This is a genomic window from Pseudomonas sp. CFBP 5748 (assembly GCF_053850495.1).
Genome location: NZ_JBSPTN010000018.1, coordinates 1 through 24291 on the forward strand (window position 1 = coordinate 1; position 24291 = coordinate 24291).

Here is a 24291-nt window from a genome sequence, read left to right on the forward strand (position 1 = left end):
GCGGTAGTTCAGTCGGTTAGAATACCGGCCTGTCACGCCGGGGGTCGCGGGTTCGAGTCCCGTCCGCTGCGCCATATCTGCTTCGAGGCCCACTGAACGCCTTGAAGCTAAGAAGAAGGCTGAAAAGCTATCTTCTAGTCGATAGCAAAGACCCTGGTCGAAAGACCGGGGTTTTTTGTTTTCGGGATTTGAAAGATTGGAACAAGCCTGTGGCGAGGGGATTTAGCGAAACGTCGCACCGCCCCGCAGGGCTGCGAAGCAGCCCTTTGATGATGTGTGGTTCTCAGAACCCCAATTTATCCCGCAACCCGTAATACCAAGCCCCCATCGCCGCAAACGGCGTACGCAACAACTGACCGCCGGGGAAGGGGTAGTGGGGCAGGTCCGCAAACGCATCAAAACGCTCAGCCTGACCACGCAGCGCCTCAGCCAGCACCTTGCCCGCCAGATGCGTATACGTCACGCCATGGCCGCTGCAGCCCTGGGAATAATAAATGTTATCCCCCAGTCGCCCGACCTGCGGAAGACGCGACAGCGTCAGCAGGAAATTTCCAGTCCAGGCGTAATCGATCTTCACATCCTTGAGCTGCGGGAATGCCTTGAGCATCTTCGGCCGAATGATCGCCTCAATATTCGCCGGATCCCTCGCGCCATACACCACGCCGCCACCGAAAATCAGGCGCTTGTCACCCGTCAACCGGTAGTAATCGAGCAAGTAGTTGCAATCTTCAACACAATAATCCTGAGGCAACAGGCTGCGAGCTAGCTCCTCTCCCAACGGTTCGGTAGCAATCACCTGGGTGCCGCAAGGCATGGACTTGGCCGCCAGCTCCGGCACCAGATTTCCCAAGTAGGCATTGCCGGCCACGATAATGAACTTGGCCCTGACCTTGCCCTGCGGCGTATGCACAACCGGACTGGCACCGCGCTCGATGCGCACCGCCGGCGACTGTTCATAAATCACCCCGCCAAGGGACTCCACAGCAGCTGCTTCGCCCAATGCCAGATTAAGCGGATGAATATGCCCACCGCTCATATCGAGCATCCCGCCTACATACTCATCACAAGCCACCACCTCGCGAATACGCCGCTGATCCAGCAACTCCAACTGGGTATGCCCGAAACGCTCCCATAGACGCTTCTGCGACTCCAGATGGCCCATTTGCTTGGCAGTGATGGCCGCGAATACACCGCCGTCTTTCAAATCACACTGAATCTGATACTTCGCCACCCGCTCGCGAATAATCCGCCCACCCTCGAACGCCATGTCGCCCAACAACTGCGCCTGTTGAGGGCCAACGCTACGCTCGATCACATCAATGTCGCGGCTGTAGCTATTAACGATCTGCCCGCCATTGCGACCCGAAGCCCCAAAGCCCACCTTCGCCGCCTCAAGCACCGTCACCTTGAAACCGTTCTCCAGCAAAAACAACGCAGAGGACAGGCCGGTGTAACCAGCGCCGATCACGCAAACATCTGTCTCGACGTCATCCTGCAGGGCAGGGCGCGGAGGGACCGGGTTGGCTGACGCGGCGTAATAAGACTCTGGATACGGTGTGTTCGCCATTCTGCAACCTCTGTTTTATATTTTTTACGAATGCGCCGATCCTACCCGAGATAAAAATAAGCCGCCAGCCACCGCAAAATCTTCGTCGCATTGGCGAAATTAAATATTTTGCATATTCATAGGGTTAGGTGAAAAAAAGGTGTTGACACCCCTCCGGAATTCCGTAGAATGCCGCCTCACAGCAGGCACGTAGCTCAGTTGGTTAGAGCACCACCTTGACATGGTGGGGGTCGTTGGTTCGAGTCCAATCGCGCCTACCAAACAAAATCCGCTCTGCTGGGCGGTCTAGAAGGGCTCACCGAAAGGTGGGCCCTTTTTTGTTGGCGCACATAAGGACATGGTCATGCGGGTTGTCACTTCCGTAACTTTTCTTTCTATAGCACTTGCTGGTTGCTCTGGAATACCTTCAGTTCCATACGAGGAGCCTGCTCAATCAGAGGGAATGGCGCGTGTTCGCGTTATCACGAACTCCGATGTGTATGGAGACAGCATCGTCGGCAGTTGTGCTCCTGCTACACGCCATAAGATGGCTGAAGCCGGACGTTTCGGGTCGGATGGTACGGCGAGCATCAACTATCCGCAGTATCCCCTGAAGTCGGCGAGCATTGGCATACCGAAAAGAGTTTGGCCCAGTCTTATCCAGTACATCCCTGCAATTCGGATGGGGGAAGGGGCTTACAAAGAGGTCGTAACCGAGTATCGCGTTAGGGCGGATCTGCCATTCCAAATTGCAACCCTGGGCGCGACCATTGCGGGCAACGGCAGCTCTTACCGGACCTGTGGTGGCCAGGCGTTCGTTTACAAGCTGGAACCAGGGAAAGACTACGAAGCAGTGGTAGGGGTGGATGGCAGACCAAGCAAAGATGGCGAGCCAGCGCTAATTTGCATGTTGGCGGTTCTCGAACTTACCACTTTGCCTGGCACTTCGATTGTGATTCCCCAAAAGCTGACGCATGCTGCGCCTCCGCAGGCGGTCTGCAAAAACTAATAAGCACAGCCCGTCATCGAGCGGGTTTTGCGTCTAGCAGAAACGAGAAAGCCCCGACTTAGGTCGGGGCTTTTGCGTTGCGGCGGATAAAGATAGGGCGACCTCAGGTTGTGGGCGAACACGTCCTGAAGCCACCAGATCGTAGAACCGGCCTGCAAGCCAGCCAAGGCCCTCCGCTGCGCGAGCGAGCAGGGGGCGGTACCGTGGTTCTCCTTTCAGAAGGAAAACGGGGATAGGTCACGATTATTAGATGGGCCGATTACAAGTGAGCTCAAATCGTGGTCTGTCCCCAGCTTCTGTGGCCTTACTTGTCGCTTTTACGGATAAGCGTGGACTCGAAGCGGTGGGTTCCTTTGATGAACGTTATTTGCTTAAGCGTCCCGTCTTCGTTGATAGCAATCACGTTCGGTGTCTTGGACTTATGATAGGGGTGGTCATAGAGGTCGGGCTTATTGCTGTAGGCGAAGGCGGTAAAGTGAAGACCGTCGCTTTTCCAACTAACACCGTTGAACAGGTAGACCCAGTTCTCGCTGTTTGATTGATAGAGATATGCGTCGCTGCCTTTGTCCCTACGGACCTCAAGCTGGACATCCCCTTGCTCATTTGCCCACTGGCCGATGTATCGGTTCAGGTCGGTGTGTGGAGGTACAGTAGGCGCGGGAACGAAATCCTTCACTTGGTACGGAGACTTCCTGGCCTCTTCGGCAGCGTCTACTACGTACGAAGCGCACAATGGGGCGATTTTTTGCACCTTCTGATAGCTAAAGATCAGGGGGTAGCCTGACAGCGTCATGCTCAGGCGCATAGCAGTCGGCGTCAGCGAAAGAATCTCAAGATCGAAGGTATCGTTCGGCGACTCGATATGGATCGACTTACCGTCATGAGCAAGGGTGTACTTGGATACTTCAACCTCCCCTTGGACGTTTGGCTCGGTGCAGTTAAATGAATGCAATGCCACTGTTCCATCTGGTAGATATTCCGCTACGTTGGCGATGCCGTTGCGTAGGGGCGCCATTGCCCAGGCTCCTAGAAGAGCCGTGTGGTCGGCTTTCGCCGATGAACCGGCCGCAGGATCTGATGCTTGCATTGCATGAGCGCCCAAGGACAGGGCGGCGAAAATCAAGGGGTAAAGCTTCTTCACTGAGTACTCTTCCATAGTGGCGTAAAAGACGTTCCTGGGCCGAAACGCACACCCCATTTTGCATGAGTTGTACGCTTGAAAAGCGGGGCCGTTCGATGTTCGGTTTTCCACTGTGTCGGTAGAGCCAATGTCATCTTTAGTCTCGACAGCAGGCCCGGTAAGCGTATCGGTAATGAGGTGGCCTGATTACAGGCGAACTGAAGAAAACGGGGACAGACCACAATTATGAGACGGACCGATTAGAAGGGCCAAAAATTGTGGTCTGTCCCCGGTTTCCCATGAAGGCCAATGTGGTGGTCATCCAAGCGCTCGAGGCGCAGATCGCCGAGCTAGACGCGCGACTGCTTCAACAGGCCAAGCTACGACCTGAATATTTGTTGCTAAAAACGATGCCAGGCGTGGGTGAAGTACTGGCAACGATCATCATGTTGGAAACCGGTGACATAGACCGTTTTGCAGAGGTCGGCAACTTCGCCTCTTACGCTCGCTGCGTAAGAAGTGCGCATTACTCCAACGGAAAAAAGAAAGGTGAAGGCAACGCAAAAAATGGCAACGCTTACCTCATTTGGGCTTTCATTGAAGCAGCCAATTTTGCCCGGCGTTTCAGTGACGATGCCAAACGATTTTTCGAGAAAAAGAAAGCCAAGACAAACAGCGTGGTCGCGACCAAAGCACTGGCTCATAAATTGGCGCGTGCGAGCTACCACATACTTAAGGAGAAACAGCCTTTTGACGCTAAACGCTGTTTCGCCTGAAGGGCGAGTTAGGTGATGGCCGGCCAACCAAAAGGGGACTGGGCATGAACCACGAAATCCGAGTGGCGCCCGACCATCACCGCCTGAGTGTGTTGTAACCGGGTCGTCCGCCAAGTGAGCCAGTTGAGACTGGACGTGCGTGCCACGCGCGAGCCACAGTTCTGCGACACGTTTTGGACACATTGGCGGCACCAACGTTTCTCTGGGGCAGTTCACTGCCAGGGCGGTGCGTGCTGTATCGCTACCGCTTGATCCAAATGGGTGTCTGGCACGACTCGGTCGTAGCCATTGATGAGGAAACGGGGACGACAGGTTCAACCAGGCAGGTTGAGATAAAGGGGAACCCTACAGTTAAAAGCTGCAGGGCGAGTTGGCTTTTAGCCTTGACTTGAGACCGGCTAATGGGCGTCCCCTTTTCCCAGCGAAGTGCCTGCCATCTCCAGCGCCGGCGGCGTGGTTCATGGAAGAACAAGAGCCCAACTTGCCCCTGCGCATGCTCAACGAATTGTCGCCATCACGAGTGATGGCGATCAAGGATTGATCGCTCTGGCGGTGCGCCAAGCCTATGTAAAAGAAGAGTCCGCGACAAAGTAAAAGAGCGGCCAGCCTAGGTGCGTCAACATCCATGCTGGCCACCGAACGACAAATTATCCCTGGAAGCCCCGCAAAGTTGATCTCTGCATACAGTAGAGGACAATAATCCATTGATAGTTGATTGCAATCATTACTCTTCTATTTCATATCCAAACTTCATGATTACTGATAAAGTTGTGCCGCCGCCGGCTGTAGGTGTTTGTGGTTGCCAAACAATATTCCCGTCTGGGTTTTCTGGCTTATTATCATCGCTTGAGCTAGGGATGCACGTATTTTCCGCCCCTGCTGCCCAAGGTACATTCCAGGATACTTTTACCCATCTGTCATCTTGGCCATAAATGGAATAAGTAATAGAGCCCTCCGTACCAGAGGACGTATTATCCCTGCCTTGAGCGACTAAGACTTGAATTGTTGTTTTGGGCGGGACTTGAGCTACAGGGCCAGTATCGACTCTTCCCCAGTCGAAGCTTATGTCTTTATAAATGAGAGTTTTAGTTTTGGAATCATTAACAATAGTTAGGTAGAATTTTTCAGATGCGCCCATGATAAAAATCTCCAATTGCATCAGAGTGAAGTACTGTTGTTTTCTATTGCTCGCTGCCAAAAGATGATAATGGTTATGAAGTCATGATGGGTTTCTCCTCCCTGGAGATAATATTTAATGATAGTGCTGCAATCCTTTTGCAGTTATCATTTTTCCTTTAGCAAATAACAACCTGTTGCGCCGCCTGAGGAATTGCATTTGTAGGCGTATGCCTCTGGTTCTGACGGCCATACATTTGAATGTAAGGGCGTCATTCAAATTGTTTGGAAGATTAACTAATTGTATTTCGGATGATTTATGATCAAGAAAGCCATCCCGGAAATCGGAGAAGGCGTTTGCTTGCGTTGGTTTTTGTCTGGAGGTTGTTGTGTGGGCAGGAGGTCAAAATAGCAGTCAAGGGTATTGGCAATGCGCTTGAGGCGAATTTTCTTGCGAAAGACATATGCTTGCTCCTTTTGATAGGCTTTTGGATTATGGTGACAATCCACAAACGGGGTGATTAACCAACCTCGTTTTTTTTTGTAACCATCCAAACTTTGCCAGTATTGCTCCATTCAAACTTTGTCCAGAATGACTCCATTTTATTTACGCTACATTCTGGGCTTTTCAACAGTCTTCATGACTATAGATCCGAATAATTGACTGTCAAAGCTGGTGGGTTGAAGCTGGGGAGGGATAAGACGAACGGTAGGACAGTCCTGTCTGGGAGGGGATTGTGTTCGGTCGGCAGGACGCCGTGGAGGGGAAAGCACTGTAGGAATGTCCAACGCTAACTTTCTGATTCTTATAGGGAAATCTTGCTGTTTTGACGCTGGATCTGGGTGTTTTCATTTTTTCAATAGGTTATGTCTTCTCCCCGAAATTCCTGGATCTGTCCGAATTTCACTGCTTCAAGCTCCCGACACCCCCTGGACGCATACTCTCGCACCGCTGGCGTTCGAAAGGACGTAGGTCACCATATGATGGCAATTGGGTGGCATTATTAGGTCTCACCTAAGGAGAGACGCATGCAATTTTTACAAAAGGAAAAACGCCATTACTTGACTGACGAATTCATAGGCACGGACGAGGGGTGCGGCATATTCATACCGGCCAACAAAGCGCTCTATGGCTTTGTGCGAGAGAATCCCAGTCATACAGATCACGCGCAGGTGGCTTCAAAGGCGCTGATCATTGGCCGCAGCCTGGCTGCATCGGTCGAGCGCCGCAAAAAGGGCGACGAGGACGACGAGGATGGTTATGAAGGCTCCACGGGAGGCTTTTATGAGCGGTTGGCTAAATCTATTTGCAGCTCGGATGTAGGTTTGGAAGCGTCCTTTCTCCCGGCGGGGGAGCGGCTTGCTGGATCTGTCTGTACGGCGGTGAACAAAGTGCATTCCCGGCTCTGCGAGGCCATCAGTGCCGTCACTAATAAGGACGCGAGCAGCTTCGCTTCGAAGTATCTGCACTTCCATTTTCCGACTCTGTTTCCAATGGTTGATTCGCGAGCCAGGGAGGCGCTGAAGTGGATCGCGAATGAGGAGGGGCTGGTTTTCGCGCCGACCACGGCGGGTATGTCAAAAAACTATGCGACTTACATAGACTTCTACATACGCGTTCGTAGTCTGTTCGAAGAAGAACTTGGCCGGGAAATCAGCCTTAGGCAGATGGATAATATTCTGCTTAATCGCTACGACAACTGGGTTTAGTTACCACTTAAAACCCGCTTCGGCGGGTTTTTTGAGAAAGCAAGAGAACGGGTTTACCGTTGCGGTCCCTTAAGTGCGGAAGGCCGTTTTTATCGGAGCATCTGAAGCGCTAAGGTCGTCTTGTGGGGCTCTGTCTCGTAGTGGCGAAGTAATGGTGCTAAATTCTGCGCATTTCAGGTGTGCGCTCGTCTGGCTCGGCGGGAATCTCTACTCTGTCTCAACCCATTTTATGGATATGGAAATTCAATGAAAAAAACCAAGCTCTCGATTTCGCTGTCTAGCGCCGTTGCCATTTTGATGCTGAGCGGATGCGCTGCCTCTGTGAAAAGCGGTGGAACTGAAATGCTGGTCATCCAGGAGTCAGCCAAGCAGAACCTGGTCGTGAATCTCCAAGGAAACAGCAAGGTTCAACAAAACGAGGACTGGCCTCGCTTGAAGCGAGAATGGAGTGACGCTCTACAAGTTGAAGCGACTCGCGCCGGTTACAGCCTTACAGAGGGCCAGACATCAGGCCCTGAGGGTAAAGACGGTGTTGGTATCAAGATCAACGTGACCAATTTCCGTTACCTCACCCCAGGCGCACGCTACGGAGCCGGGGTCATGGTAGGAAATGCATGGGTCAACTCCAGTGCAGATTACTCGGACTTGAAATCAGGCCGCCTGATTGGAACTCGGACGTATGACACGTCGTCGTCTGCTTGGGAGGGCGTCATGTCGGCTATGACCCAAGAACAGGTTCAGGCCATTTCTCAGAAAATCATAAGTGACATCAAGAGCGCAAAAGCCAAGTAGTCGGATCCTGGAGAACCAGCTCCGGTGCCGAGGCTGACGTCGATCTGACGCATGTTGCCGTGAAATTTTCGGAAAACGGGCGGGAAGAAGAGGCCATCGAACTGATGGAGATCGCCGCCAGTTTTCAGGAAGTCGAGGATCGATTTGGTTGCTATGCGAATGATGTCATGAACGGACGAATAAAGCGGGCTGCGGAAGAGCACGGATGACTCAATGGAAAGCACAGGGATTTTGGAGCAAAGCTTGGATCAACTAGCTGTCGGCTAGAAAATAAATCTGTCCCCCTTTTCCAGCGCATTGCGGGCCAAGTCCTATAAGTTAGCGCTCTGTCAGTGATAACCTACGAGTACTTCTATAAATGATATTGGATACCGTTATGAAAAGCTGTTTGAGGACGCTCGGAGCTAGCTTCGCTAACAGCATAGTGATCCCCGCCGCTTGGTTATCGGGGCTTGCGACGATAGGACTCTTGTGGGGCGTGATAGAGTTTTCGCCCGGTAAGCTTACAGTCGAAGGACGTCAGCTCTTCCTGGCTTCTGTTTCTATTTTTTTTCTCGCCATATGGCACTTGATACGGCGCAAGAGACGAGCAAAAGCACTTGTAGCATCCATCAACCTAAAAGAAGGTCTGAGCCTTGACGATACTCAGCTGCTCGGCTATCCAAGCCCCATATTTCTTGCTTTTGACCTCTCCAACAAGAAACTCGCTCAATGCCAAAGCGCCACCGGCGACTATCAAATTCGAGACTTCACGTGGGTAACAGGATGGCAGTGTGAGTGGCAACGGATTGACAGCAGGGTGTCGGGCGGGGTTCTTCAAATAGTCGATGGGGCGGGCATGAGCGTTCCAGCCGACGAGATTCGGCGTAGATTCATAGGATTCTCACTGGTTTTGACGGTTGCCGATACAAGTCATCCTCCCCTCCGTTTTCCAATGAACCGGAGCGCAGCTGAAGGGTGGTGTAGCCGGTGCAATGTATTTTTCAAGTGCTAAACACGAAGCATCACGCCAGAAGATAATTATCTTTAGCAGGGAACCGGGGACAGACCAAGATTATGAGTTCATCTGGAATCAGTGCATCCCACAATCGTGGTCTGTCCCTATCTCCTCATCGTCACTCGCCTTATGGGCCGCGGATGCAGGGAAAACGCGGGCAGGTCTGTTTATCATTGAGATAAAAATGTGGATTGTTTCCTGTTTTGCTACTCGAGTTAAATAAAATCAAAGGATGGAAGGGTAATGAAATTTTCTGTGTTAGGTATTATCTGGCTTCTATCATTCAGCTTGTTTTTTGCCGGGTGCGCATCTTCAGTTTCGTTTCAAACGCCTGCTTCCAGTTCTGGGGAGTTATCTTATCCAGCACCGGATCCTATCGAAGCTGCACAGCGGGTTGAAGTTTTTTCGACAGTGAAGGTCAGCTATGCAACGAACAGAAGAAAAGGTCCGGATGGCGGTCTATTAGCTGAGCTGAATGTGTCCGATGCCCCCCTGTCTTATGGTCAGGAGACCGTTCTGATTCCTCTTGAAAGGGATGTAGGGAGTTTTAAAGATTCGCATAGCTCCACATTTAAAGTGTTAATGAGGTTTGGGGTTGTGGATGATCAGGATGATCCCATTATTACCTTGCTGAATGACAAATCACTAACATTGTCTGAGGCTGACTTCTTTAAGCAGTTCAAGTCAACGAATGCTGTTAAAAGCGGCGATGTATTGCTTTTTGTACATGGCTTTAACGTAAAGTTTGAAGACGCTGTTAAGCGTGCAGCTCAGGTTTCCTATGATATTAATCCTGATTTGCAACCTGTAGTGTTCAGTTGGCCTTCTATTGGGGATCCATTGAAGTACAATCGCGATTTCGGTAGGGCGCTGGACTCCATTGATGACTTCGAAAAATTTATGTTAAAGCTGGTGGCCTCTACGCAGGGAAAGAGAATTCATATCCTGGCGCATAGCATGGGGTCAAAAGTAGTCATTCCTGCACTGGGCAGGCTCTACTCCTCTCATTCAAAGCTATTGGACAAGAAACTGGGTAATATCATACTGGCTGCACCTGACTTTCCCAGGGAGACGTTTATTTTAAAATATAAGGCTGCGTTTAGTAAGTTTGGTCGCGCAACAATTTATATGTCGTCGGAGGATAAGGCGCTCAGAGTTTCCTCTAGCACCTATCTTGCTGATCGAGAAATGCTTGGCTTTAGTGGCTCTGACGGTTTTTTCTTTCCCGGAATTGACTCTGTTGATATAACTCATGCGGGAGGGGTTGATGATCTTCTTGGCCATTCAAAGTATGGTAGTTCGGCTCGTGTACTAGTGGATATGCACGATATGATCGGGAGTAATTTGAGGGCCAACAAAAGAAAAGGTTTTATCGTTGTGCCTCCTTACAAGTATTTTTTTCTACAGCCGTAGTGCTTTTGGGGCCTGGGGGCGTGGGTAGACTACGATGATTAGAAAGTCATAACGTCTAGACCCGCAGAGTCTAAACAGTCCACTGGCTAACGGCGCACCCGAGGCTGCCTGCGTCCCGATTCGTCGGGGCGCAGGCAGAACCCGTTCAACCAATACTCTGTTCCAACAACCACTCACTAAAAGCCCGTACCTCCAGTTGCCGCTCCCGCCCCGGCACACACACCACCGTATACCGAGCACCCACCAAGCGAACCTCAGGCCGATAGCCAACCAGTTCCCCACGCACAACAGCCTCAGCAACCAGCACATTGCTCGCGAGCACCAACCCGTGCCCGGCAATCGCCGCCTGCAGCGCATGTTGTTCCTCGTCATATCGCCGGAACCGCGCATTATCCAGCCAGCCCAAGGTGCCGGCCTTGGCGCACCATGCAGGCCAGTCGACCGCCACCTTTGCGCTGCTCAGCCACGGCACGTCGATCAATTCGATGGGCGAGCCCGCTATGGGCGGTTGCCAACCGGGGCGGCAATAGACGCCAAAATACTCGTCCAGCAACGGCTGCTCGAACAGTTGCGGATCGGGCGTGAACAGGGCGCGGATCGCCAGGTCGATGCTGGCGTCACGCTTCAGGTCCACCACGTCGTTGCTGCTGTGCAGGCTGACGTCGATGTCCGGGTGCAATCGATGAAAATCCCCGAGCCGCGGTATCAGCCACAGGCTGGCGAATGCCAGTGTCGTGCTCACCACCAGGGACTGTGCAGCACACGGCGGCGACAGCACCTGCAGGCCATGTTGGATATCCAGCAGGGCGCGGTGCATGAAAGGTTGAAGGCGCTCGCCGTCGGCGCTCAGGCGCACGTTTTGGCTGGAGCGTTCGAACAGTCGTACGCCAAGGAAGGCTTCAAGGCTTTTGACTTGGTGGGAGATCGCCGCCGGGCTGACATTCAGTTCCTGGGCTGCTGCCTTGAAGCTGCCTAGTCGTGCGGCAGATTCGAAGCCGCGCACGGCGGTGAGAGGCAGTTTGGCGAACATGGGCGAGTAGGTTACTCAGGTTGAGCGTGGCTCAATTTAGCTCAATTGTGCGCGGGCGCTCAACTTGCCACGCTGTGGTCTTCCAATCCAACCCAGGAGCCCACCGATGCAAGGCACGCCCCGTAAAATCCTCCAGGCCATACTCTACGAAGCTGGCGGCGTGCTGTTCGTGGCACCGGCGCTGGCGCTCACTTACGGCCAGGGTATGGGCTATTCAACCTTACTGTCGCTGGTGATTTCTGCTGTCGCGCTGGCCTGGAACATGCTCTTCAACGGCCTGTTCGAGTGGTGGGAACGTCGCCAGCGCAGCCGCCATCGTAATTGGCTGCGACGACTGCTCCACTCCCTGGGATTTGAAGGCGGCTTGACGCTGATTCTTACCCCGGTGATTGGGGCGTGGCTAGGCATCAGCCTGTGGCTGGCACTGGCGACCAACTTGGGGCTGTTTGTGTTTTTCTTCTTTTACTCGCTGGTTTTTCAATGGGGGTTTGATCGAGTGTTTGATGTTCCACTTTCGGCGCAATCTGGTCAGGGGCCTTTATCCAACGCCCCATGAATCAGTTGCATGAGCTGTAATCTTTAATGAAGAACTCTTCGGCTTTCTCCAATCCGGATTCGATCGAGTGCCCTGTTTAACGCATCTAAGGCATCGAGGAGGGCTTTGGCCTCAGCTTCTCGACCATCGCCCCAGAGGCGCTCGGCCATTTTGTTCAGTGCCTGGATAGAGCGCTCGATTTCAGCAGCAGTCGCCGCTTTGGTTTCCTGATGTTTTTTTGGCATCGATTAGCACTTTGTCAGGGCATTGGTTAATGAGCGTCAGCGCGAGTTCACCAGGCGCTCTATTCCTGGCCGGAAGTCGTTACAATTAGGGCCAGCGCGGGCATTCGCAACGCACCGCATTCATTTGATTAAGGAAGCACTACGTGAAACGGAATTTCTCCCTGGCCCTTGTCGTCCTGGCAGCAACGCTCGGTGGCTGCGCCGCCAACACGCCAGCCAATGATCCATCCTTGATTGGTTCATGGAAAGGCCTGCGGGCGGAAAACGGCAAATGCCAGTTCCTATCCTGGAAAAATAACTTCAAGCCCGACGGTCGCTTCACCATCACTTTTTTCCGGGATGCCCAGCAGACCCAGCCGATTCAAACCGAACATGGCACCTGGTCTGCTGCCAATGGCAAGAACGAATTGAGAACCGATGGCGTGCGTTTGCCTGATGTCTACACCTACAAGTTGATCAACGCCGACACGGTGCATTACGTCAATGTGGCGTCAGACCCTTCCGGCGATTGCCAGGAAGATTATGACTTCACTGAGCGCCGCATTCGTGGTTAGACCCATTTGACATGAGATTGCCTTATCGACGACGTTTTTTGTGCAAGAGACATCCACTCGTTGGCCTGAGCCTGTTTGATCTTGCGTGAATAAATGAGGCTGGTAAGGTGGCGCCTCGTTTAAATCAGCATTCTAGAGGGATCTCTTATGCACTCATTTTTCGCCAAGACTTTTGGCGGTCTGACTACCAGCTACTACATCCGTCAGTTTCTTTTTGGGCTGGTGTTCACTGTGATGATTATCTCCCTGGCGGCTAACAGCCCTGGAGGAATCGGCGCGAAGCCTGGGCTGATTGTGTTGGCGATCATCAACACATTGCTGTATCCGTACTCTCGATTCGTCTACGAAAGCGTTGTCGGCTACATCATGGGCAACAATGTTTTTTTCGTGAATGCACTGTTCATGCTGATAGTGAAGGTTTTCACCATGGCGATGTGCTGGTCGTTCGCGATTTTCGTGGCGCCGGTGGGACTGGCGTACCTGTTCTGGCGCAACAGCCGTTCGGCCGTTGAATAGGTCAATCGCTCAACGCGTTTGCAGTTGAAAATGGGTGTGAGCAACGTCTTTTGACGTGCCCGTTTCCTTAACTCCCCCTTTTTCAGTCCCCGGATAAAAATCGTCTGCTGATCAGTTCTACTGCATCCGACGGAGTTATCAGGGCTGTGTCTATGTTGAAGGGGGCGTTATCCCACGCCTCATATTCATGATCCAGCACAGACTTCCAAGTGGGGGGCATCAGCCCGGGAATATCAATTTCCCGGGTTTCTACCCGCCGCTGGTGTTCACGTTTATCAGAGCAAATCACCTGGATATTCACCAATGGAACACCCGCGCGCGTGGCGATTTCGCTCCACGCCTTACGGCTTTCGATGACGGGGTTAACACAGTCAACGATAACCGTGCTGCCGAAACGAAGATTACTCAGGGCAAGCTCATAAGCGACCATGTAGCCGCTGCGTCCCACGTCTTGTGCCAGGGCTCCGGAATTGCGGATAGCCTGCTCAATCGTATCGATTCGCAGGTATACGGCACGTGTTCTGTTGGCAAGATCACTTGCGATAGTCGTTTTTCCGGTCCCCGGAAGGCCGCTGAAGACAACGAGCATCCTATGTCCTTTGGTGAGTGAGTTAACCTAGTCTAGGTGGTTGTCGATTATAGGTTCAGCCGGGTCGCCCATGCGCTGTTCCGCCCGTATACCGATGGCCCTAACGGGTGTGAGGGGCGGTCAGCTTTTTTGTGGGAAACAGGAAGGCTTTGAAACTGCGATTCAGAAACAGAAAGCCCGCACACTCATGACGAGGTGCGGGCTTTTGATTAGCCATGCCTGTAATCAGAAACGCATGCCCTGGAACGGATTCCAGCTTTGTTCGCCTTTCACTTCTTTGAGGTAGTACGAGTAGTTGGCGATGAGCGCATAGGTCATGGAGAAAGCAACACCCAGGCCGGTGCTCAACGGTCTGGGGAAGTCCATGCCCAAGATCGCAAAAATCACACTCAGCACGATATTGATCGTCAGCATGATGCCGAGCAGGGCGAGGTTTTTCTTCCAGAGACCCAGGACGAACAGGTAAATGGGGCCGAAGAAGAACGCAATCACGTTAGCGTTAACCAGCAGTTTTTTCTTGAAACCTGGCAGCTCCTTGATTGCGACCTTGTATCGTGGGTCGCTCGGGGCACCGTAGGTGTCAAAGAAGTTAAAGCGTTCTTGCCATTTGGCACTGTATTTACCGCTGCTTTGCACTTGTTCATTCGTGCTCATTTTTGCTGCTCCTGATATTCCATGAGGTGATGTTTGTTCTTCCGAGATGTCCTGTATTGCTGTTTTTATTAGTTTTTTTGGCGAGCGGATTGTATAGGTTTATTGCAGGGCGGGCTCACGCAGATTTCCTGATGTATTTGCCCGTGCGCTTTATAAGCGGTTACGTGAAAAAATACTGTACTGGCGGCTTAAGCGGTCATCGGATCTGTGACGAGCATCACTCTGTCCTGCGGATTCGGGCGCAAAGACTTCAGGCTGGATAAGGGCAGGCCAGCATGCCAATCCGATGGCCGCCCTTAAACCCTCTGGATCAGCCGTGTAAACTGTGGGCTCAATCAAGGAGTTGTCGAATGTCTTTAGTAAGGATCGCTAGCCTGTCCCTCTTGCTGAGCGCGTGCGGATTTACCGGTAGTGTGCTCGCCAATCAAGTCGTTGAAACCCATCGTCTTGCCGTAACGCTTGTGGCGATGGAGCATCTCTGCAATAAGGCAAACCCGGGATTAAACGGGTCTGTCGAAAATGCCATGGCCAGCGATCCCAGCATAGACGAACCGACCAAGGCTGAAGTCCGAAAAATAAGTTCAGACCCTGCCTACAAAGGCGAAGTCGAATTTATGATGCAGTCCCTCAACAACTCGGGCTTGGCAACGATGGCGCAGGATCTCTGCAAAAGCTACGCGGCCAAGTAGTTCGGCGCCCTTGGCGAGTTTCTTTAGCTATCGTCCATGGGCAAATATTCAAGCCCGGGTGCTGCGCGAATCCTTGTCATTGGTTTTCGCGATCCTGCGCCAGTTCGCATACCGTGGGCCTTTTACACTGCGGCAATATTAGAAGAGGCGATGTCTTGTCGAACGTTGAAACGCATCTGCATGAGTTAAAGCTGCAACACATCGTTGACGGCTTCAGACAGTTAATCCCCATTTCTCTTTTCGTCGTCGTGTTCGGCGTCGCTTTCGGCCTGGCGGCTGCGCAAACCGGCTTGAGTGATACGTCGGCCGTGCTCATGAGCACGCTGGTTTTTGCCGGCGCGTCTCAATTTGCCGCGCTGGATCTGTGGGGGCAGCAAGTCCCCGTCGTTCCGCTGATGATCACGGTCTTCGCCATCAACGCCCGGCATCTGTTGATGGGCGCGACACTTTATCCGTGGCTGCAGGAGTTGCCCGTCGCCAAACGCTACGGTGTCATGCTGGTTGTCTCGGACGCCAACTGGGCCATGGCGATGCAGGCATTCAATCGTGGCAAGCCGGGGCTCGGGATTTTATTCGGCGGCGGCATTGCCCTCTGGGTCACTTGGATCCTGGGTAGTTGGCTGGGGCTTCATTTTGGCAGCGCCATTGAGAACCCGGTCAGCTTCGGGCTCGATATGGTGATGGGCTGTTTCTTGTTGGCGATGGTCGTGGGCGGGAAGAAGAACCTGCGCATGTTCATCATCTGGACCGTGGCGGCCTGCTCATCGCTGTTGGCCTACTGGTATTTGCCGGCGAACAGTCATGTCGTGGTTGGCGCTTTGGCGGGGGGCGCTCTGGGCGCGCTGTGGATGGAGAAACAACAATGAATATTGAAACGGCGGGTTATGGCACGTTGCTCGTCATCTTGATCATGGCCGTCGTGACATTGGCAACTCGGTGGGGCGGTGTTTTCGTGATGTCGTTCGTGCCGATCAACTATCGGGTGCAGCAGTTCATCACGGCCATGTCCGGTTCGGTATTGGTGGCGGTTCTGGTTCCGATGGCCGTTAAAGGTGATAACGGCGCACGGCTGGCTTTGCTGACCACGGCAATCGTCATGTTGCTCCTGAAAAAGCCGCTGCCTGCGATTGCGGCCGGCATACTGGCTGCCGCGTTAGTCAGGCATTTTTAAGGCGTCAAGTCGCCCGCTCACAAGCGGGCGATGAGTTCCAGTCAACATCCGGGTTAAAAGCTCAGGGCCGCGGTCTCCCCAAATGAGTGATCCTGAACCGCAGCCATGAAGTGCAGCGGCATCTGCGGTTTCGCCTCAAGGGGCGGAATTTCGAAACTCCCCACTACTTGACCGTGAAGCGCACTCAGCCGTATCGACTCTTCTTCCTTTGCCTTTGCCATTCTCGCGTGGTTCGCTGCGATTTCGTTGAGAGTTGACACGGTACATCTCCATTGGCTGACTAAGCATTGATAAAATTGCCGCCGCGTCAGAATTACGTCGTTCTTGGCTGCTAACACAGGCCAGTGCAAACCCTAAGCCAGACGTGGCCGCCTATCAGGTGCTACGTTTAACAGGCGACGAGTGGTGGGGCTGCATGTCCATGAACGCCCGGAAAGACGTTCAGCGCCGGCAATGTTTCAACCATGCCTCAACAATAAGTCACTGATAATACAAACTCGGTGAATGCCGCTCAGTCAGCGTCTGTGCCGTAGATCTCAGGCCCGGTTGACGCCTTTCCATGCAATACCACCACGCCAATACCGATTACGCTGGTGGCGAACGCCAGCAGCAGAATCAGCTGCTGTGTTCCCACAGGCGCGGCCAGCACCGCGACCAGCAGGCCCGCCAGTGGTTGCGACAGGTTGTTGAGTAGCGTAATGACGCCAACGGTCTTGCCGAAATCCTGGGGTGGGATGACTTGTTGGCGCAACGTGCGGAAGTAGACGTTGAACATCTTGTCGAAGCCGACGATCAGCAGGAAACCGACGGCATAACCCCATGTGCTCGGGCTGAACGCGGTGATGAAAGCGCCAGCGGCGATCAGCGTATAGGACAGCGCTCCCAGGACTTTCAACGGCAAGCTCACCCGCGCCAGGAAGAACAGAATGAGGATGGTGGTAATCGCCCCGGCCGCCTGTAACCCGGCGTAGTAATCCTTACCGGCGCTGTATTGGCCGATCACCATGGCGGCCGAGGTGGCGAGGGTGACGCCGATGATCAGGTTGACGCCCACCGCCAGGCCGATGATTTTTTTCAGCTCCGCCAGGCGGCGGATGTGGCCGAAGGCGATGCGCAGCGGGTTCAGCCAGACGTCGTGATGCTGCTCGAAGGTTTCCAGCGTGACCGAGCTGGTGCGTTGCCAATAGCCCATGGCCAGGTCCGCCAGCAGGAACAGTCCGGCAATCGCCAGCACCACCCAGTGCCACGCCCACACTTCGAGCATCAATGCGGCGATCAGCGGGCCCAGCACCAACCCGGTCTGGTCGGCTATTTGCGAGTAAGCGAGGGTCTTGGTGTAGGTGTAGTGCTTGAAGATGTAAGGCATCACCACTTCACGCGCCATGATGCCTTGGGTGGTCAACACGCCGCATAGGGCCGAGAGCGCCACGATCCAATAGATACCGCCGAAGACGCCATAGAGCACGACCGCCACGCCGCAGGCGACAGCGCGATAGACCTGGCTGATGTGCAGGATACGAATGGGCGGGAATTTGTCGCACAGCGCGCCGCAGATCGGAAACGATAAATAGCGTGGCAGCGATTCGACGAAAAACGCCAGGCCCGCCCAGGAAACGCTGTTGGTGGTCTGGAAAACAATCAGCGGAACGATGAACAGCAAAATCTGATCGGCCAACCGGGAGAGGAACATCGAGACGAAAAAAGCCAGGTAATCCTTGCGCATGGAACTCCTTGATTGCCGGTTGAAAGTATCGTCCTGTCTGGCAACGACGCACAGCGTGATATGGAACTAATATCACCCATAGTCTCTATATCTTTACAGGGGAACATCCCCTCTTTGAGAGAACTGCCATGTTTAAATCGCGCTCGTTGATTGCTGCAGTGACCTGTTTCGCCCTGGCGGCGGGCCCTGGGATTGTTGTCGCGGACCCGGGCAACGGCAAGGGAAACGCTCAATTCGATCAAGGCCCCGGTCAGGGACAGGGAGGTAAAGGCGGGCAGGGCAACAAGGGGGGAGGGCAAGGCGATCCTGGCAATAAGGGTAACCAGGGTGGCAAGGGCAATCCGTCCGGTGGCGATTGGCACAACGGCCCGAGCATTGATCGTGGCGGCATTATCGGCCTGCTTGGTGGCCATCGTGATTATTGGAGCCCCGGCCCGCCGTTGCCACCGGGTATCCAGAAGAACCTCGCCCGGGGCAAGCCGCTGCCCCCAGGCATTGCCAAGAAGCTCGACGGGCGCCTGTTGGGGCGGTTGCCGCACTACGATGGTTATGAGTGGCGGCAGGCGGGCACCGACCTGATCCTGGTGGCGATCGCCAGCGGCATCATCTATGAAGTGCTCAACGGTGCGTTCGATTGACCCGGTGTTTCAACGAAATGGCAGCCTCTTCGGAGTAGTGCCTCTCAGTTGAGAAACGGAACTTGTGGGAGCGGGCTTGCTCCCACAGTTTTTCCGAGTTGTCTCAGGTATCGCATTCACCACAGGTTTCGTATCAGTTTTCCAGTTGGCGCAGGCGTTTGTACAAGGTATTGCGGCTGACCCCCAGTCGTCGCGCCAGGTGCGAAATATTCCCGCCCACCGCCTGCAACTGGCGGTTCAGATCTTCGACATCGTTCAGGTCCACGGTCAGTGGTTCGGGTGTTTCCACCGGCTCCATTTCAAGGTCGACGAAGAAATCGTCGGGCAGGTGTTCCGGGCGGATCGGTTGTTCCTCGGCCATCGCCAGGGCCACTTGCAATACGCTGCTGACCTGGCGCAGGTTGCCCGGCCACGGATGGCGTTCGAACAGATCCACGACCTCGCGGCTCAAACCGGCCCACTGGGTCGGTTCGCGATGGTGTTCCCAGAGGCGTTTGAACAGGGCCTGCTTGTCGCTGCGTTCGCGCAGCGGTGGCAGTTCCAGGGTCAAGCCGCCGATGCGGTAATACAAGTCTTCGCGGAACCGACCCAACTGCACCTGTTCACGCAGCGAGCGGTTGGTGGCGGAGATGATGCGGATGTCCACCGGGAACAGCTCGGCGCTGCCCACCGGTTGCACGCAACGCTCCTGCAAGACCCGCAACAATCGAGCCTGGGTCGGCAGGGGCATGTCGCCGATCTCGTCGAGAAACAGCGTGCCACGGTCGGCCTTGCGGATCAGGCCGATGCTGCCCTTTTGGTTGGCGCCGGTGAAGGCGCCTTTTTCGTAGCCGAACAATTCCGATTCCACCAACTCGGCGGGAATCGCCGCGCAGTTGACGGCAATGAACGGCTGCTTGCAGCGCGAGCTCGCCTGGTGCAGGGCTTTGACGAACACTTCCTTGCCCACCCCGGTCTCGCCGTGGATCAGCAGCGGAATGTCCTTTTCCAGCAAGCGCTCGGCCTGGCGCACGGCTTTTTCCACGCGGCTGTCACCGAAGTGCAGGGTGTTGAGGCTGATGACGTGGCTGGCGGGGGCAGGCGCGGGTGATGGTTCGGCGAAGACCCGCGCCTTGATCGACACCTGGCTCGGGCGCCTGAGCACGCACTGGAAACGATTGCTTCCGGACGCTTGCAGGGCGAACGGCAGGCCGTCGGGTTGGTTCAGCAGCTCCAGCAACGAGACCTTGAACAGGCTTTCAATGCTGACCCGCGACAGGCTCAGGCCCAGCAGGTTGTCGGCGCGGCGGTTGGCGGAAAGGACCTGGCCGCTCTCATCGAAAATCAGCAGCCCGGCCCATTGGCTGTCGAGGTTGTTCAAGCCGGTGTTGAAGGTCAGTTGGAAGTGTTCACCGCGAAACAGGTTGAGGATCAGCCGGTTTTCCACGGTCTGGCTCATCATCTTGACCATGCCCAGGGTGTGGGACGGCGGCAGGTAGCTGTCGCTGGAGACGTCCAGCACCGCGATGACCTTGCGCTCGGCGTCGAAGATCGGCGCGGCGGAGCCAGTCATGAAACGGTTGGCCTTGAGGAAGTGTTCATCGTGTTCGATGTGCACCGCCTGTTCACAGGCCAGCGCGGTGCCGATGGCGTTGGTGCCGGTGCAGCGCTCCCTCCAGCTCGCTCCGGCGCTGAAGCCATGGGCCAGTTTCGGCTCGATGAAGCGCTGGGTGCCCCAGGAGGTCAGCACCTGGCCCAGGTTGTCGGCCAGCATGATCAGGCAATTGGAGTTGCTCAGGATGTTCTCGTAATACGGCAGGACTTCCTGGTGGGTGGTCTGCACCAACGAATGCTGGCTCTCCAGCAACTGGGCGATGCCTTCGGCGGGCAACTGATCGAAGGCCGGCACGCTCTGATGGTTCAGGCCAAAGGCGCGGCAACGGGACCAGGAGGCCTGGATGATGGCCTCGTGGGACAAGGCAGGAGCAGGTGCGGCCATGGGGCACTCTCGCAGGAGCTGTTTTTATTGTTGTGATCAGTCTCGCACATCCTCCTTGTGCTGGGGCAAGCCTGAATACCACTTCATACACAGACCCTTGTGGGAGCGGGCTTGCTCGCGAAAGCGTTGGATCAGCAGCATTTATGTTGACTGACACACCGCCTTCGCGAGCAAGCCCGCTCCCACAGGATCGCTGCCAGGCTAACCGGAAACGTTCATTCAGTGTTGTTCAAATTTGTTCATTGTCAACCGATGAATTGTTCAGTTGTTCATTCCTGCCTGTTCATTTGTGTTCATCAACGAATGCACTTTTTTGAATAAATAGAGAAAAAATTAATAAAATCAAAGGCTTGTGATTTATGGCACGGCTTTCGCTTTTAGACTCGGGTCGCTTGACTCCAAATAATAAAAAGGCCGAGCCATGTCATTAACGCTTGAGCACATCTGTCGCACCGTCGAAGGCCAGACCTGGATCGACGATGCCAATCTGAGTTTCGAACCCGGATCCTTCAATGTCCTGCTGGGCCGCACGCTGTCCGGCAAGACCAGCCTGATGCGGCTGATGGCCGGACTCGACAAGCCCGACAGCGGTCGCATCCTGATGAACGGCGTCGACGTCACCAAGCGCCCGGTGCGGCTGCGCAACGTGTCGATGGTCTATCAGCAGTTCATCAACTACCCGACCATGACCGTTTTCGAAAACATCGCCTCGCCCCTGCGCCAGGCCGGTGTGTCCGATGAGGTGATCCAGAGCAAGGTGCTGGAAACCGCGAGGATGCTACGGATCGAGAAATTCCTGCAGCGCCATCCGCTGGAATTGTCCGGTGGCCAGCAACAGCGCACAGCCATGGCCCGGGCGCTGGTCAAGGACGCCGAACTGATCCTGTTCGACGAGCCGCTGGTGAACCTGGACTATAAGCTGCGCGAGGAACTTCGCCAGGAAATGCGCGAACTGTTCCAGGCCCGCCACACCATCGCCGTCTACGCCACCACCGAGCCCAACGAAGCGTTGGCGTTGGGCGGCACCACCACGATCCTGCATGAAGGGCGGATCATCCAGAGCGGCAAATCGTCCTCGGTGTATCACCAGCCGCAAACCGTGCTGGCCGCCGAACTGTTTTCCGAACCGCCGATCAATCTCATGCCCGGACGCATTGCCGGCAATGAAGTGAGCTTCGCCAATTTCGTGCACTTCCCGTTGAATGTCGACCTGCGCCCGGTGGGCGAGGGCGAGTTCCGCTTCGGTGTGCGCCCCAGTCATATCTCCCTGGTGCCCAGCAACGATGACGACCTCGAACTGGCGGTGACCGTCGAGGTGGCCGAGATCAGTGGTTCGGAGACGTTCCTGCACGTGCGCAACGAGCATTTCCTGCTGGTGCTGCACTTGCCTGGGGTGCATGAGTACGACGTGGACGCGCCGATCCGCATCTACATTCCGACCCACAAACTGTTTGTTTTCGATGCCCAGGGCAAGCTGGTCCAAGCCCCTGGCCAGCGTATCGCGAGGGTTGCCTGATGGCCGAAATTCGTTTGCAGAACCTCGCCCACAGCTACACCAGCACCCCGGCGGGCCCAGAGGACTACGCGATCCGTGAGATGAACCACATCTGGGAGCAGGGCGGTGCCTATGCACTGCTCGGGCCCTCGGGCTGCGGAAAATCCACTTTGCTCAACATCATTTCCGGATTGCTCAGCCCCTCCGAAGGCCAGGTGATGTTCGACAGCACTGTCGTCAACGACCTGACTCCGGAGCGGCGCAACATTGCCCAGGTGTTCCAGTTCCCGGTGGTGTACGACACCATGACGGTGTTCGACAACCTGGCGTTCCCGCTGCGCAACCAGGGCATGGCCGAGGCGAAGATTCACACCAAGGTGCAGGAAATTGCCGAGGTCCTGGACCTGCAGAGCCTGCTGGACAAAAAGGCCCGCAACCTTACCGCCGATGAAAAGCAGAAAGTCTCCATGGGCCGTGGGCTGGTGCGCGACGACGTGTCGGCGATCCTGTTCGACGAACCGCTGACGGTGATCGACCCGCACTTGAAATGGAAACTGCGGCGCAAGCTCAAGCAGATCCACGAGCAGTTCAACATCACCATGGTCTACGTCACCCACGACCAGTTGGAGGCGTCCACCTTCGCCGACAAGATCGCGGTGATGTATGGCGGCCAGATCGTGCAGTTCGGCACGCCTCGGGATCTGTTCGAGCGCCCGAGCCACACCTTCGTCGGTTACTTCATCGGCAGCCCGGGAATGAACCTGATCGAGGTCACGGCGCAGCCCGGAGGCGTTGGCTTCGGCTCGACTCATTTGCCCCTGTCCTCGACCTTGCAACAGCGCATTGTCGAGGCTCAAGGCAAGAGCCTGAAGGTCGGGATTCGTCCGGAGTTCGTCCACGTCTGGGACGGGCCTTACGACGATGCGATGCGCGCCGATGTGGTCCACGTCGAGGACTTGGGCACCTACAAGATCCTGACCCTCAACCTCGATGGCGCGCCGCTGAAAGTGCGCCTGGCCGAAGACAAGCCGGTGCCCGAAGGCACGGCGTACATCAGTTTCCCGGCCCAATGGCTGATGGTTTATGCCGATGAATACTTGCTGGAACCATTGAGCGAGGTGCAGCCATGAACAAGGTGCAGAACAACAAGGCCTGGTGGCTGGTGTTGCCGGTGTTCCTGCTGGTGGCGTTCAGCGCCGTGATCCCGATGATGACCGTGGTCAACTATTCGGTGCAGGACATCTTCGACCAGTCCAGCCGCTACTTCGTCGGCGCCGACTGGTACCGGCAAGTGCTGCTGGACCCACGGCTGCACGATTCGCTGTTGCGCCAGTTCATCTACTCGGCGTGTGTGCTGCTGATTGAAATTCCCCTGGGCATCGCCATCGCCCTGACCATGCCGACCAAGGGTAAATGGTCGTCGCTGGTGTTGATCATCCTGGCGATTCCGTTGCTGATTCCGTGGAACGTGGTGGGTACCATCTGGCAGATTTTCGGTCGCGCCGACATCGGGTTGATGGGCTCGACGCTCAACGCCATGGGCATCAGCTACAACTATGCGGCCAACACCATGGACGCTTGGGTCACGGTGCTGGTGATGGACGTCTGGCACTGGACTTCGCTGGTCGCGCTGCTGTGCTATTCGGGGCTGCGGGCGATTCCGGATGTGTACTACCAGGCTGCGCGGATCGACCGGGCGTCCAACTGGGCAGTGTTCCGGCACATCCAGTTGCCGAAGATGAAGAGCGTGCTGCTGATCGCAGTGATGCTGCGCTTCATGGACAGCTTCATGATCTACACCGAGCCGTTCGTGCTGACGGGCGGCGGGCCGGGTAACGCCACCACGTTCCTGAGCCAGACCCTGACGCAGATGGCCATCGGTCAATTCGACCTGGGCCCGGCGGCGGCGTTTTCCCTGGTGTACTTCCTGATCATTCTGTTGGTGTCGTGGCTGTTCTACACCGCCATGACTCACTCCGACGCCAACCGTTGAGG

The 24291-nt window shown here is 55.0% G+C and carries 27 protein-coding genes and 1 tRNA gene; 17 read left to right on the top strand and 11 right to left on the bottom strand.

Annotation, left to right across the window (positions count from 1 at the left end; translation table 11 throughout):
* Positions 1-283 precede the first annotated feature (283 nt).
* On the bottom strand, positions 284-1567 hold the full coding sequence (locus tag ACWNZ1_RS27030) for an NAD(P)/FAD-dependent oxidoreductase (protein ID WP_135846287.1): 1284 nt from the start codon (positions 1565-1567) through the stop codon (positions 284-286).
* 183 nt (positions 1568-1750) lie between these two features.
* On the opposite strand from ACWNZ1_RS27030, the gene ACWNZ1_RS27035 reads away from it, so the two are divergent.
* A tRNA-Val gene (locus tag ACWNZ1_RS27035) sits at positions 1751-1827 on the top strand.
* A gap of 83 nt (positions 1828-1910) precedes the next feature.
* Entirely contained in the window at positions 1911-2555 is a 645-nt protein-coding gene (locus tag ACWNZ1_RS27040) for a hypothetical protein (protein ID WP_135846286.1), read from the top strand.
* A gap of 304 nt (positions 2556-2859) precedes the next feature.
* Here the strand turns inward: ACWNZ1_RS27040 and ACWNZ1_RS27045 are convergent, their stop codons facing one another.
* A complete protein-coding gene (locus ACWNZ1_RS27045; protein WP_238346663.1) occupies positions 2860-3696 on the bottom strand; it encodes a hypothetical protein in 837 nt (278 codons plus the stop codon).
* A 278-nt stretch (positions 3697-3974) separates the two neighbouring features.
* On the opposite strand from ACWNZ1_RS27045, the gene ACWNZ1_RS27050 reads away from it, so the two are divergent.
* On the top strand, positions 3975-4451 hold the full coding sequence (locus ACWNZ1_RS27050; RefSeq protein WP_456027983.1) for a transposase: 477 nt from the start codon (positions 3975-3977) through the stop codon (positions 4449-4451).
* Between the two features lie 724 nt (positions 4452-5175).
* On the opposite strand, the gene ACWNZ1_RS27055 is transcribed toward ACWNZ1_RS27050, so the two are convergent.
* Positions 5176-5589: an aegerolysin family protein gene (locus ACWNZ1_RS27055; RefSeq protein WP_256453460.1), complete on the bottom strand. Its 414-nt coding sequence runs from the start codon at positions 5587-5589 to the stop codon at positions 5176-5178.
* A 275-nt stretch (positions 5590-5864) separates the two neighbouring features.
* Positions 5865-6143: a hypothetical protein gene (locus tag ACWNZ1_RS27060; RefSeq protein ID WP_256453459.1), complete on the bottom strand. Its 279-nt coding sequence runs from the start codon at positions 6141-6143 to the stop codon at positions 5865-5867.
* A 453-nt stretch (positions 6144-6596) separates the two neighbouring features.
* Between ACWNZ1_RS27060 and ACWNZ1_RS27065 the strand changes: the two genes are divergently transcribed.
* The 4 genes from ACWNZ1_RS27065 to ACWNZ1_RS27080 all read left to right on the top strand — a co-directional run bounded on the left by ACWNZ1_RS27065 (position 6597) and on the right by ACWNZ1_RS27080 (position 10479).
* Positions 6597-7277 carry a hypothetical protein gene (locus ACWNZ1_RS27065; protein WP_256453458.1) on the top strand — a complete coding sequence of 227 codons (681 nt, stop codon included), beginning with the start codon at positions 6597-6599 and terminating at the stop codon, positions 7275-7277.
* 246 nt (positions 7278-7523) lie between these two features.
* Entirely contained in the window at positions 7524-8069 is a 546-nt protein-coding gene (locus tag ACWNZ1_RS27070) for a hypothetical protein (protein WP_256453457.1), read from the top strand.
* Between the two features lie 59 nt (positions 8070-8128).
* Positions 8129-8278, top strand: coding sequence for a hypothetical protein (locus ACWNZ1_RS27075; protein ID WP_265072235.1), 150 nt, complete (start codon positions 8129-8131; stop codon positions 8276-8278).
* Positions 8279-9309: 1031 nt separating this feature from the next.
* Positions 9310-10479, top strand: coding sequence for an alpha/beta hydrolase (locus ACWNZ1_RS27080; protein ID WP_280944222.1), 1170 nt, complete (start codon positions 9310-9312; stop codon positions 10477-10479).
* 145 nt (positions 10480-10624) lie between these two features.
* Here the strand turns inward: ACWNZ1_RS27080 and ACWNZ1_RS27085 are convergent, their stop codons facing one another.
* Positions 10625-11509, bottom strand: coding sequence for a LysR substrate-binding domain-containing protein (locus tag ACWNZ1_RS27085; protein ID WP_256453455.1), 885 nt, complete (start codon positions 11507-11509; stop codon positions 10625-10627).
* 106 nt (positions 11510-11615) lie between these two features.
* Between ACWNZ1_RS27085 and ACWNZ1_RS27090 the strand changes: the two genes are divergently transcribed.
* Positions 11616-12065 carry a PACE efflux transporter gene (locus ACWNZ1_RS27090; protein WP_265072227.1) on the top strand — a complete coding sequence of 150 codons (450 nt, stop codon included), beginning with the start codon at positions 11616-11618 and terminating at the stop codon, positions 12063-12065.
* Positions 12066-12088: 23 nt separating this feature from the next.
* Here ACWNZ1_RS27090 and ACWNZ1_RS27095 read toward each other — a convergent pair whose 3' ends face one another.
* A complete protein-coding gene (locus ACWNZ1_RS27095; protein WP_135846276.1) occupies positions 12089-12289 on the bottom strand; it encodes a hypothetical protein in 201 nt (66 codons plus the stop codon).
* Between the two features lie 143 nt (positions 12290-12432).
* Here ACWNZ1_RS27095 and ACWNZ1_RS27100 point away from each other — a divergent pair, with 143 nt between their 5' ends.
* A complete protein-coding gene (locus ACWNZ1_RS27100) occupies positions 12433-12843 on the top strand; it encodes a hypothetical protein (RefSeq protein WP_265072226.1) in 411 nt (136 codons plus the stop codon).
* A gap of 147 nt (positions 12844-12990) precedes the next feature.
* Positions 12991-13359, top strand: coding sequence for a hypothetical protein (locus ACWNZ1_RS27105; RefSeq protein ID WP_256453454.1), 369 nt, complete (start codon positions 12991-12993; stop codon positions 13357-13359).
* Between the two features lie 82 nt (positions 13360-13441).
* Here the strand turns inward: ACWNZ1_RS27105 and ACWNZ1_RS27110 are convergent, their stop codons facing one another.
* Positions 13442-13948, bottom strand: a complete 507-nt coding sequence (locus ACWNZ1_RS27110) for an AAA family ATPase (RefSeq protein ID WP_265072225.1) — start codon at positions 13946-13948, stop codon at positions 13442-13444.
* Positions 13949-14173: 225 nt separating this feature from the next.
* Complete coding sequence (locus ACWNZ1_RS27115; protein WP_135846272.1) at positions 14174-14602, bottom strand: DUF2628 domain-containing protein; 429 nt, start codon at positions 14600-14602, stop codon at positions 14174-14176.
* A 350-nt stretch (positions 14603-14952) separates the two neighbouring features.
* Here ACWNZ1_RS27115 and ACWNZ1_RS27120 point away from each other — a divergent pair, with 350 nt between their 5' ends.
* From ACWNZ1_RS27120 to ACWNZ1_RS27130, 3 genes are all read left to right on the top strand, one after another.
* The gene (locus ACWNZ1_RS27120; protein ID WP_280944221.1) at positions 14953-15291 is read left to right on the top strand and encodes a hypothetical protein; all 339 of its coding nucleotides are present in this window, start codon (positions 14953-14955) and stop codon (positions 15289-15291) included.
* 155 nt (positions 15292-15446) lie between these two features.
* A complete protein-coding gene (locus ACWNZ1_RS27125) occupies positions 15447-16157 on the top strand; it encodes an AzlC family ABC transporter permease (protein WP_456027984.1) in 711 nt (236 codons plus the stop codon).
* A complete protein-coding gene (locus tag ACWNZ1_RS27130; protein WP_135846269.1) occupies positions 16154-16462 on the top strand; it encodes an AzlD family protein in 309 nt (102 codons plus the stop codon). The genes ACWNZ1_RS27125 and ACWNZ1_RS27130 overlap by 4 nt, the downstream gene beginning before the upstream one ends.
* 53 nt (positions 16463-16515) lie before the next feature.
* On the opposite strand, the gene ACWNZ1_RS27135 is transcribed toward ACWNZ1_RS27130, so the two are convergent.
* Positions 16516-16722, bottom strand: a complete 207-nt coding sequence (locus ACWNZ1_RS27135) for a hypothetical protein (RefSeq protein ID WP_135846268.1) — start codon at positions 16720-16722, stop codon at positions 16516-16518.
* Positions 16723-16973: 251 nt separating this feature from the next.
* Positions 16974-18185, bottom strand: coding sequence for an MFS transporter (locus ACWNZ1_RS27140; protein ID WP_265072224.1), 1212 nt, complete (start codon positions 18183-18185; stop codon positions 16974-16976).
* Positions 18186-18313: 128 nt separating this feature from the next.
* Between ACWNZ1_RS27140 and ACWNZ1_RS27145 the strand changes: the two genes are divergently transcribed.
* The gene (locus tag ACWNZ1_RS27145) at positions 18314-18823 is read left to right on the top strand and encodes an anti-virulence regulator CigR family protein (RefSeq protein WP_280944220.1); all 510 of its coding nucleotides are present in this window, start codon (positions 18314-18316) and stop codon (positions 18821-18823) included.
* A 133-nt stretch (positions 18824-18956) separates the two neighbouring features.
* On the opposite strand, the gene ACWNZ1_RS27150 is transcribed toward ACWNZ1_RS27145, so the two are convergent.
* Positions 18957-20801 carry a sigma-54-dependent Fis family transcriptional regulator gene (locus ACWNZ1_RS27150; protein ID WP_135846265.1) on the bottom strand — a complete coding sequence of 615 codons (1845 nt, stop codon included), beginning with the start codon at positions 20799-20801 and terminating at the stop codon, positions 18957-18959.
* A gap of 421 nt (positions 20802-21222) precedes the next feature.
* Between ACWNZ1_RS27150 and ACWNZ1_RS27155 the strand changes: the two genes are divergently transcribed.
* From ACWNZ1_RS27155 to ACWNZ1_RS27165, 3 genes are read left to right on the top strand one after another with little or no spacing between them, the layout of a single operon-like run.
* Positions 21223-22317 (top strand): ABC transporter ATP-binding protein, encoded by a 1095-nt coding sequence (locus ACWNZ1_RS27155; protein WP_135846264.1) that lies wholly within the window; start codon positions 21223-21225, stop codon positions 22315-22317.
* Positions 22317-23426, top strand: a complete 1110-nt coding sequence (locus ACWNZ1_RS27160) for an ABC transporter ATP-binding protein (RefSeq protein ID WP_135846263.1) — start codon at positions 22317-22319, stop codon at positions 23424-23426. The genes ACWNZ1_RS27155 and ACWNZ1_RS27160 overlap by 1 nt, the downstream gene beginning before the upstream one ends.
* Entirely contained in the window at positions 23423-24289 is an 867-nt protein-coding gene (locus tag ACWNZ1_RS27165) for a carbohydrate ABC transporter permease (protein WP_135846262.1), read from the top strand. Before ACWNZ1_RS27160 ends, ACWNZ1_RS27165 begins: the two co-directional genes overlap by 4 nt.
* The last annotated feature ends 2 nt before the right edge of the window (positions 24290-24291 follow it).

Excerpts from the sequence above, each read along its gene's own strand:
- ACWNZ1_RS27030 (WP_135846287.1), bottom strand. The coding sequence starts at position 1,567 with ATGGCGAACACACCGTATCCAGAGTCTTATTACGCCGCGTCAGCCAAC.
- ACWNZ1_RS27040 (WP_135846286.1), top strand. The coding sequence starts at position 1,911 with ATGCGGGTTGTCACTTCCGTAACTTTTCTTTCTATAGCACTTGCTGGT.
- ACWNZ1_RS27050 (WP_456027983.1), top strand. The coding sequence starts at position 3,975 with ATGAAGGCCAATGTGGTGGTCATCCAAGCGCTCGAGGCGCAGATCGCC.
- ACWNZ1_RS27055 (WP_256453460.1), bottom strand. The coding sequence starts at position 5,589 with ATGGGCGCATCTGAAAAATTCTACCTAACTATTGTTAATGATTCCAAA.
- ACWNZ1_RS27060 (WP_256453459.1), bottom strand. The coding sequence starts at position 6,143 with ATGGAGCAATACTGGCAAAGTTTGGATGGTTACAAAAAAAAACGAGGT.
- ACWNZ1_RS27065 (WP_256453458.1), top strand. The coding sequence starts at position 6,597 with ATGCAATTTTTACAAAAGGAAAAACGCCATTACTTGACTGACGAATTC.
- ACWNZ1_RS27070 (WP_256453457.1), top strand. The coding sequence starts at position 7,524 with ATGAAAAAAACCAAGCTCTCGATTTCGCTGTCTAGCGCCGTTGCCATT.
- ACWNZ1_RS27080 (WP_280944222.1), top strand. The coding sequence starts at position 9,310 with ATGAAATTTTCTGTGTTAGGTATTATCTGGCTTCTATCATTCAGCTTG.
- ACWNZ1_RS27085 (WP_256453455.1), bottom strand. The coding sequence starts at position 11,509 with ATGTTCGCCAAACTGCCTCTCACCGCCGTGCGCGGCTTCGAATCTGCC.
- ACWNZ1_RS27090 (WP_265072227.1), top strand. The coding sequence starts at position 11,616 with ATGCAAGGCACGCCCCGTAAAATCCTCCAGGCCATACTCTACGAAGCT.
- ACWNZ1_RS27095 (WP_135846276.1), bottom strand. The coding sequence starts at position 12,289 with ATGCCAAAAAAACATCAGGAAACCAAAGCGGCGACTGCTGCTGAAATC.
- ACWNZ1_RS27105 (WP_256453454.1), top strand. The coding sequence starts at position 12,991 with ATGCACTCATTTTTCGCCAAGACTTTTGGCGGTCTGACTACCAGCTAC.
- ACWNZ1_RS27110 (WP_265072225.1), bottom strand. The coding sequence starts at position 13,948 with ATGCTCGTTGTCTTCAGCGGCCTTCCGGGGACCGGAAAAACGACTATC.
- ACWNZ1_RS27115 (WP_135846272.1), bottom strand. The coding sequence starts at position 14,602 with ATGAGCACGAATGAACAAGTGCAAAGCAGCGGTAAATACAGTGCCAAA.
- ACWNZ1_RS27120 (WP_280944221.1), top strand. The coding sequence starts at position 14,953 with ATGTCTTTAGTAAGGATCGCTAGCCTGTCCCTCTTGCTGAGCGCGTGC.
- ACWNZ1_RS27130 (WP_135846269.1), top strand. The coding sequence starts at position 16,154 with ATGAATATTGAAACGGCGGGTTATGGCACGTTGCTCGTCATCTTGATC.
- ACWNZ1_RS27140 (WP_265072224.1), bottom strand. The coding sequence starts at position 18,185 with ATGCGCAAGGATTACCTGGCTTTTTTCGTCTCGATGTTCCTCTCCCGG.
- ACWNZ1_RS27145 (WP_280944220.1), top strand. The coding sequence starts at position 18,314 with ATGTTTAAATCGCGCTCGTTGATTGCTGCAGTGACCTGTTTCGCCCTG.
- ACWNZ1_RS27150 (WP_135846265.1), bottom strand. The coding sequence starts at position 20,801 with ATGGCCGCACCTGCTCCTGCCTTGTCCCACGAGGCCATCATCCAGGCC.
- ACWNZ1_RS27155 (WP_135846264.1), top strand. The coding sequence starts at position 21,223 with ATGTCATTAACGCTTGAGCACATCTGTCGCACCGTCGAAGGCCAGACC.
- ACWNZ1_RS27160 (WP_135846263.1), top strand. The coding sequence starts at position 22,317 with ATGGCCGAAATTCGTTTGCAGAACCTCGCCCACAGCTACACCAGCACC.
- ACWNZ1_RS27165 (WP_135846262.1), top strand. The coding sequence starts at position 23,423 with ATGAACAAGGTGCAGAACAACAAGGCCTGGTGGCTGGTGTTGCCGGTG.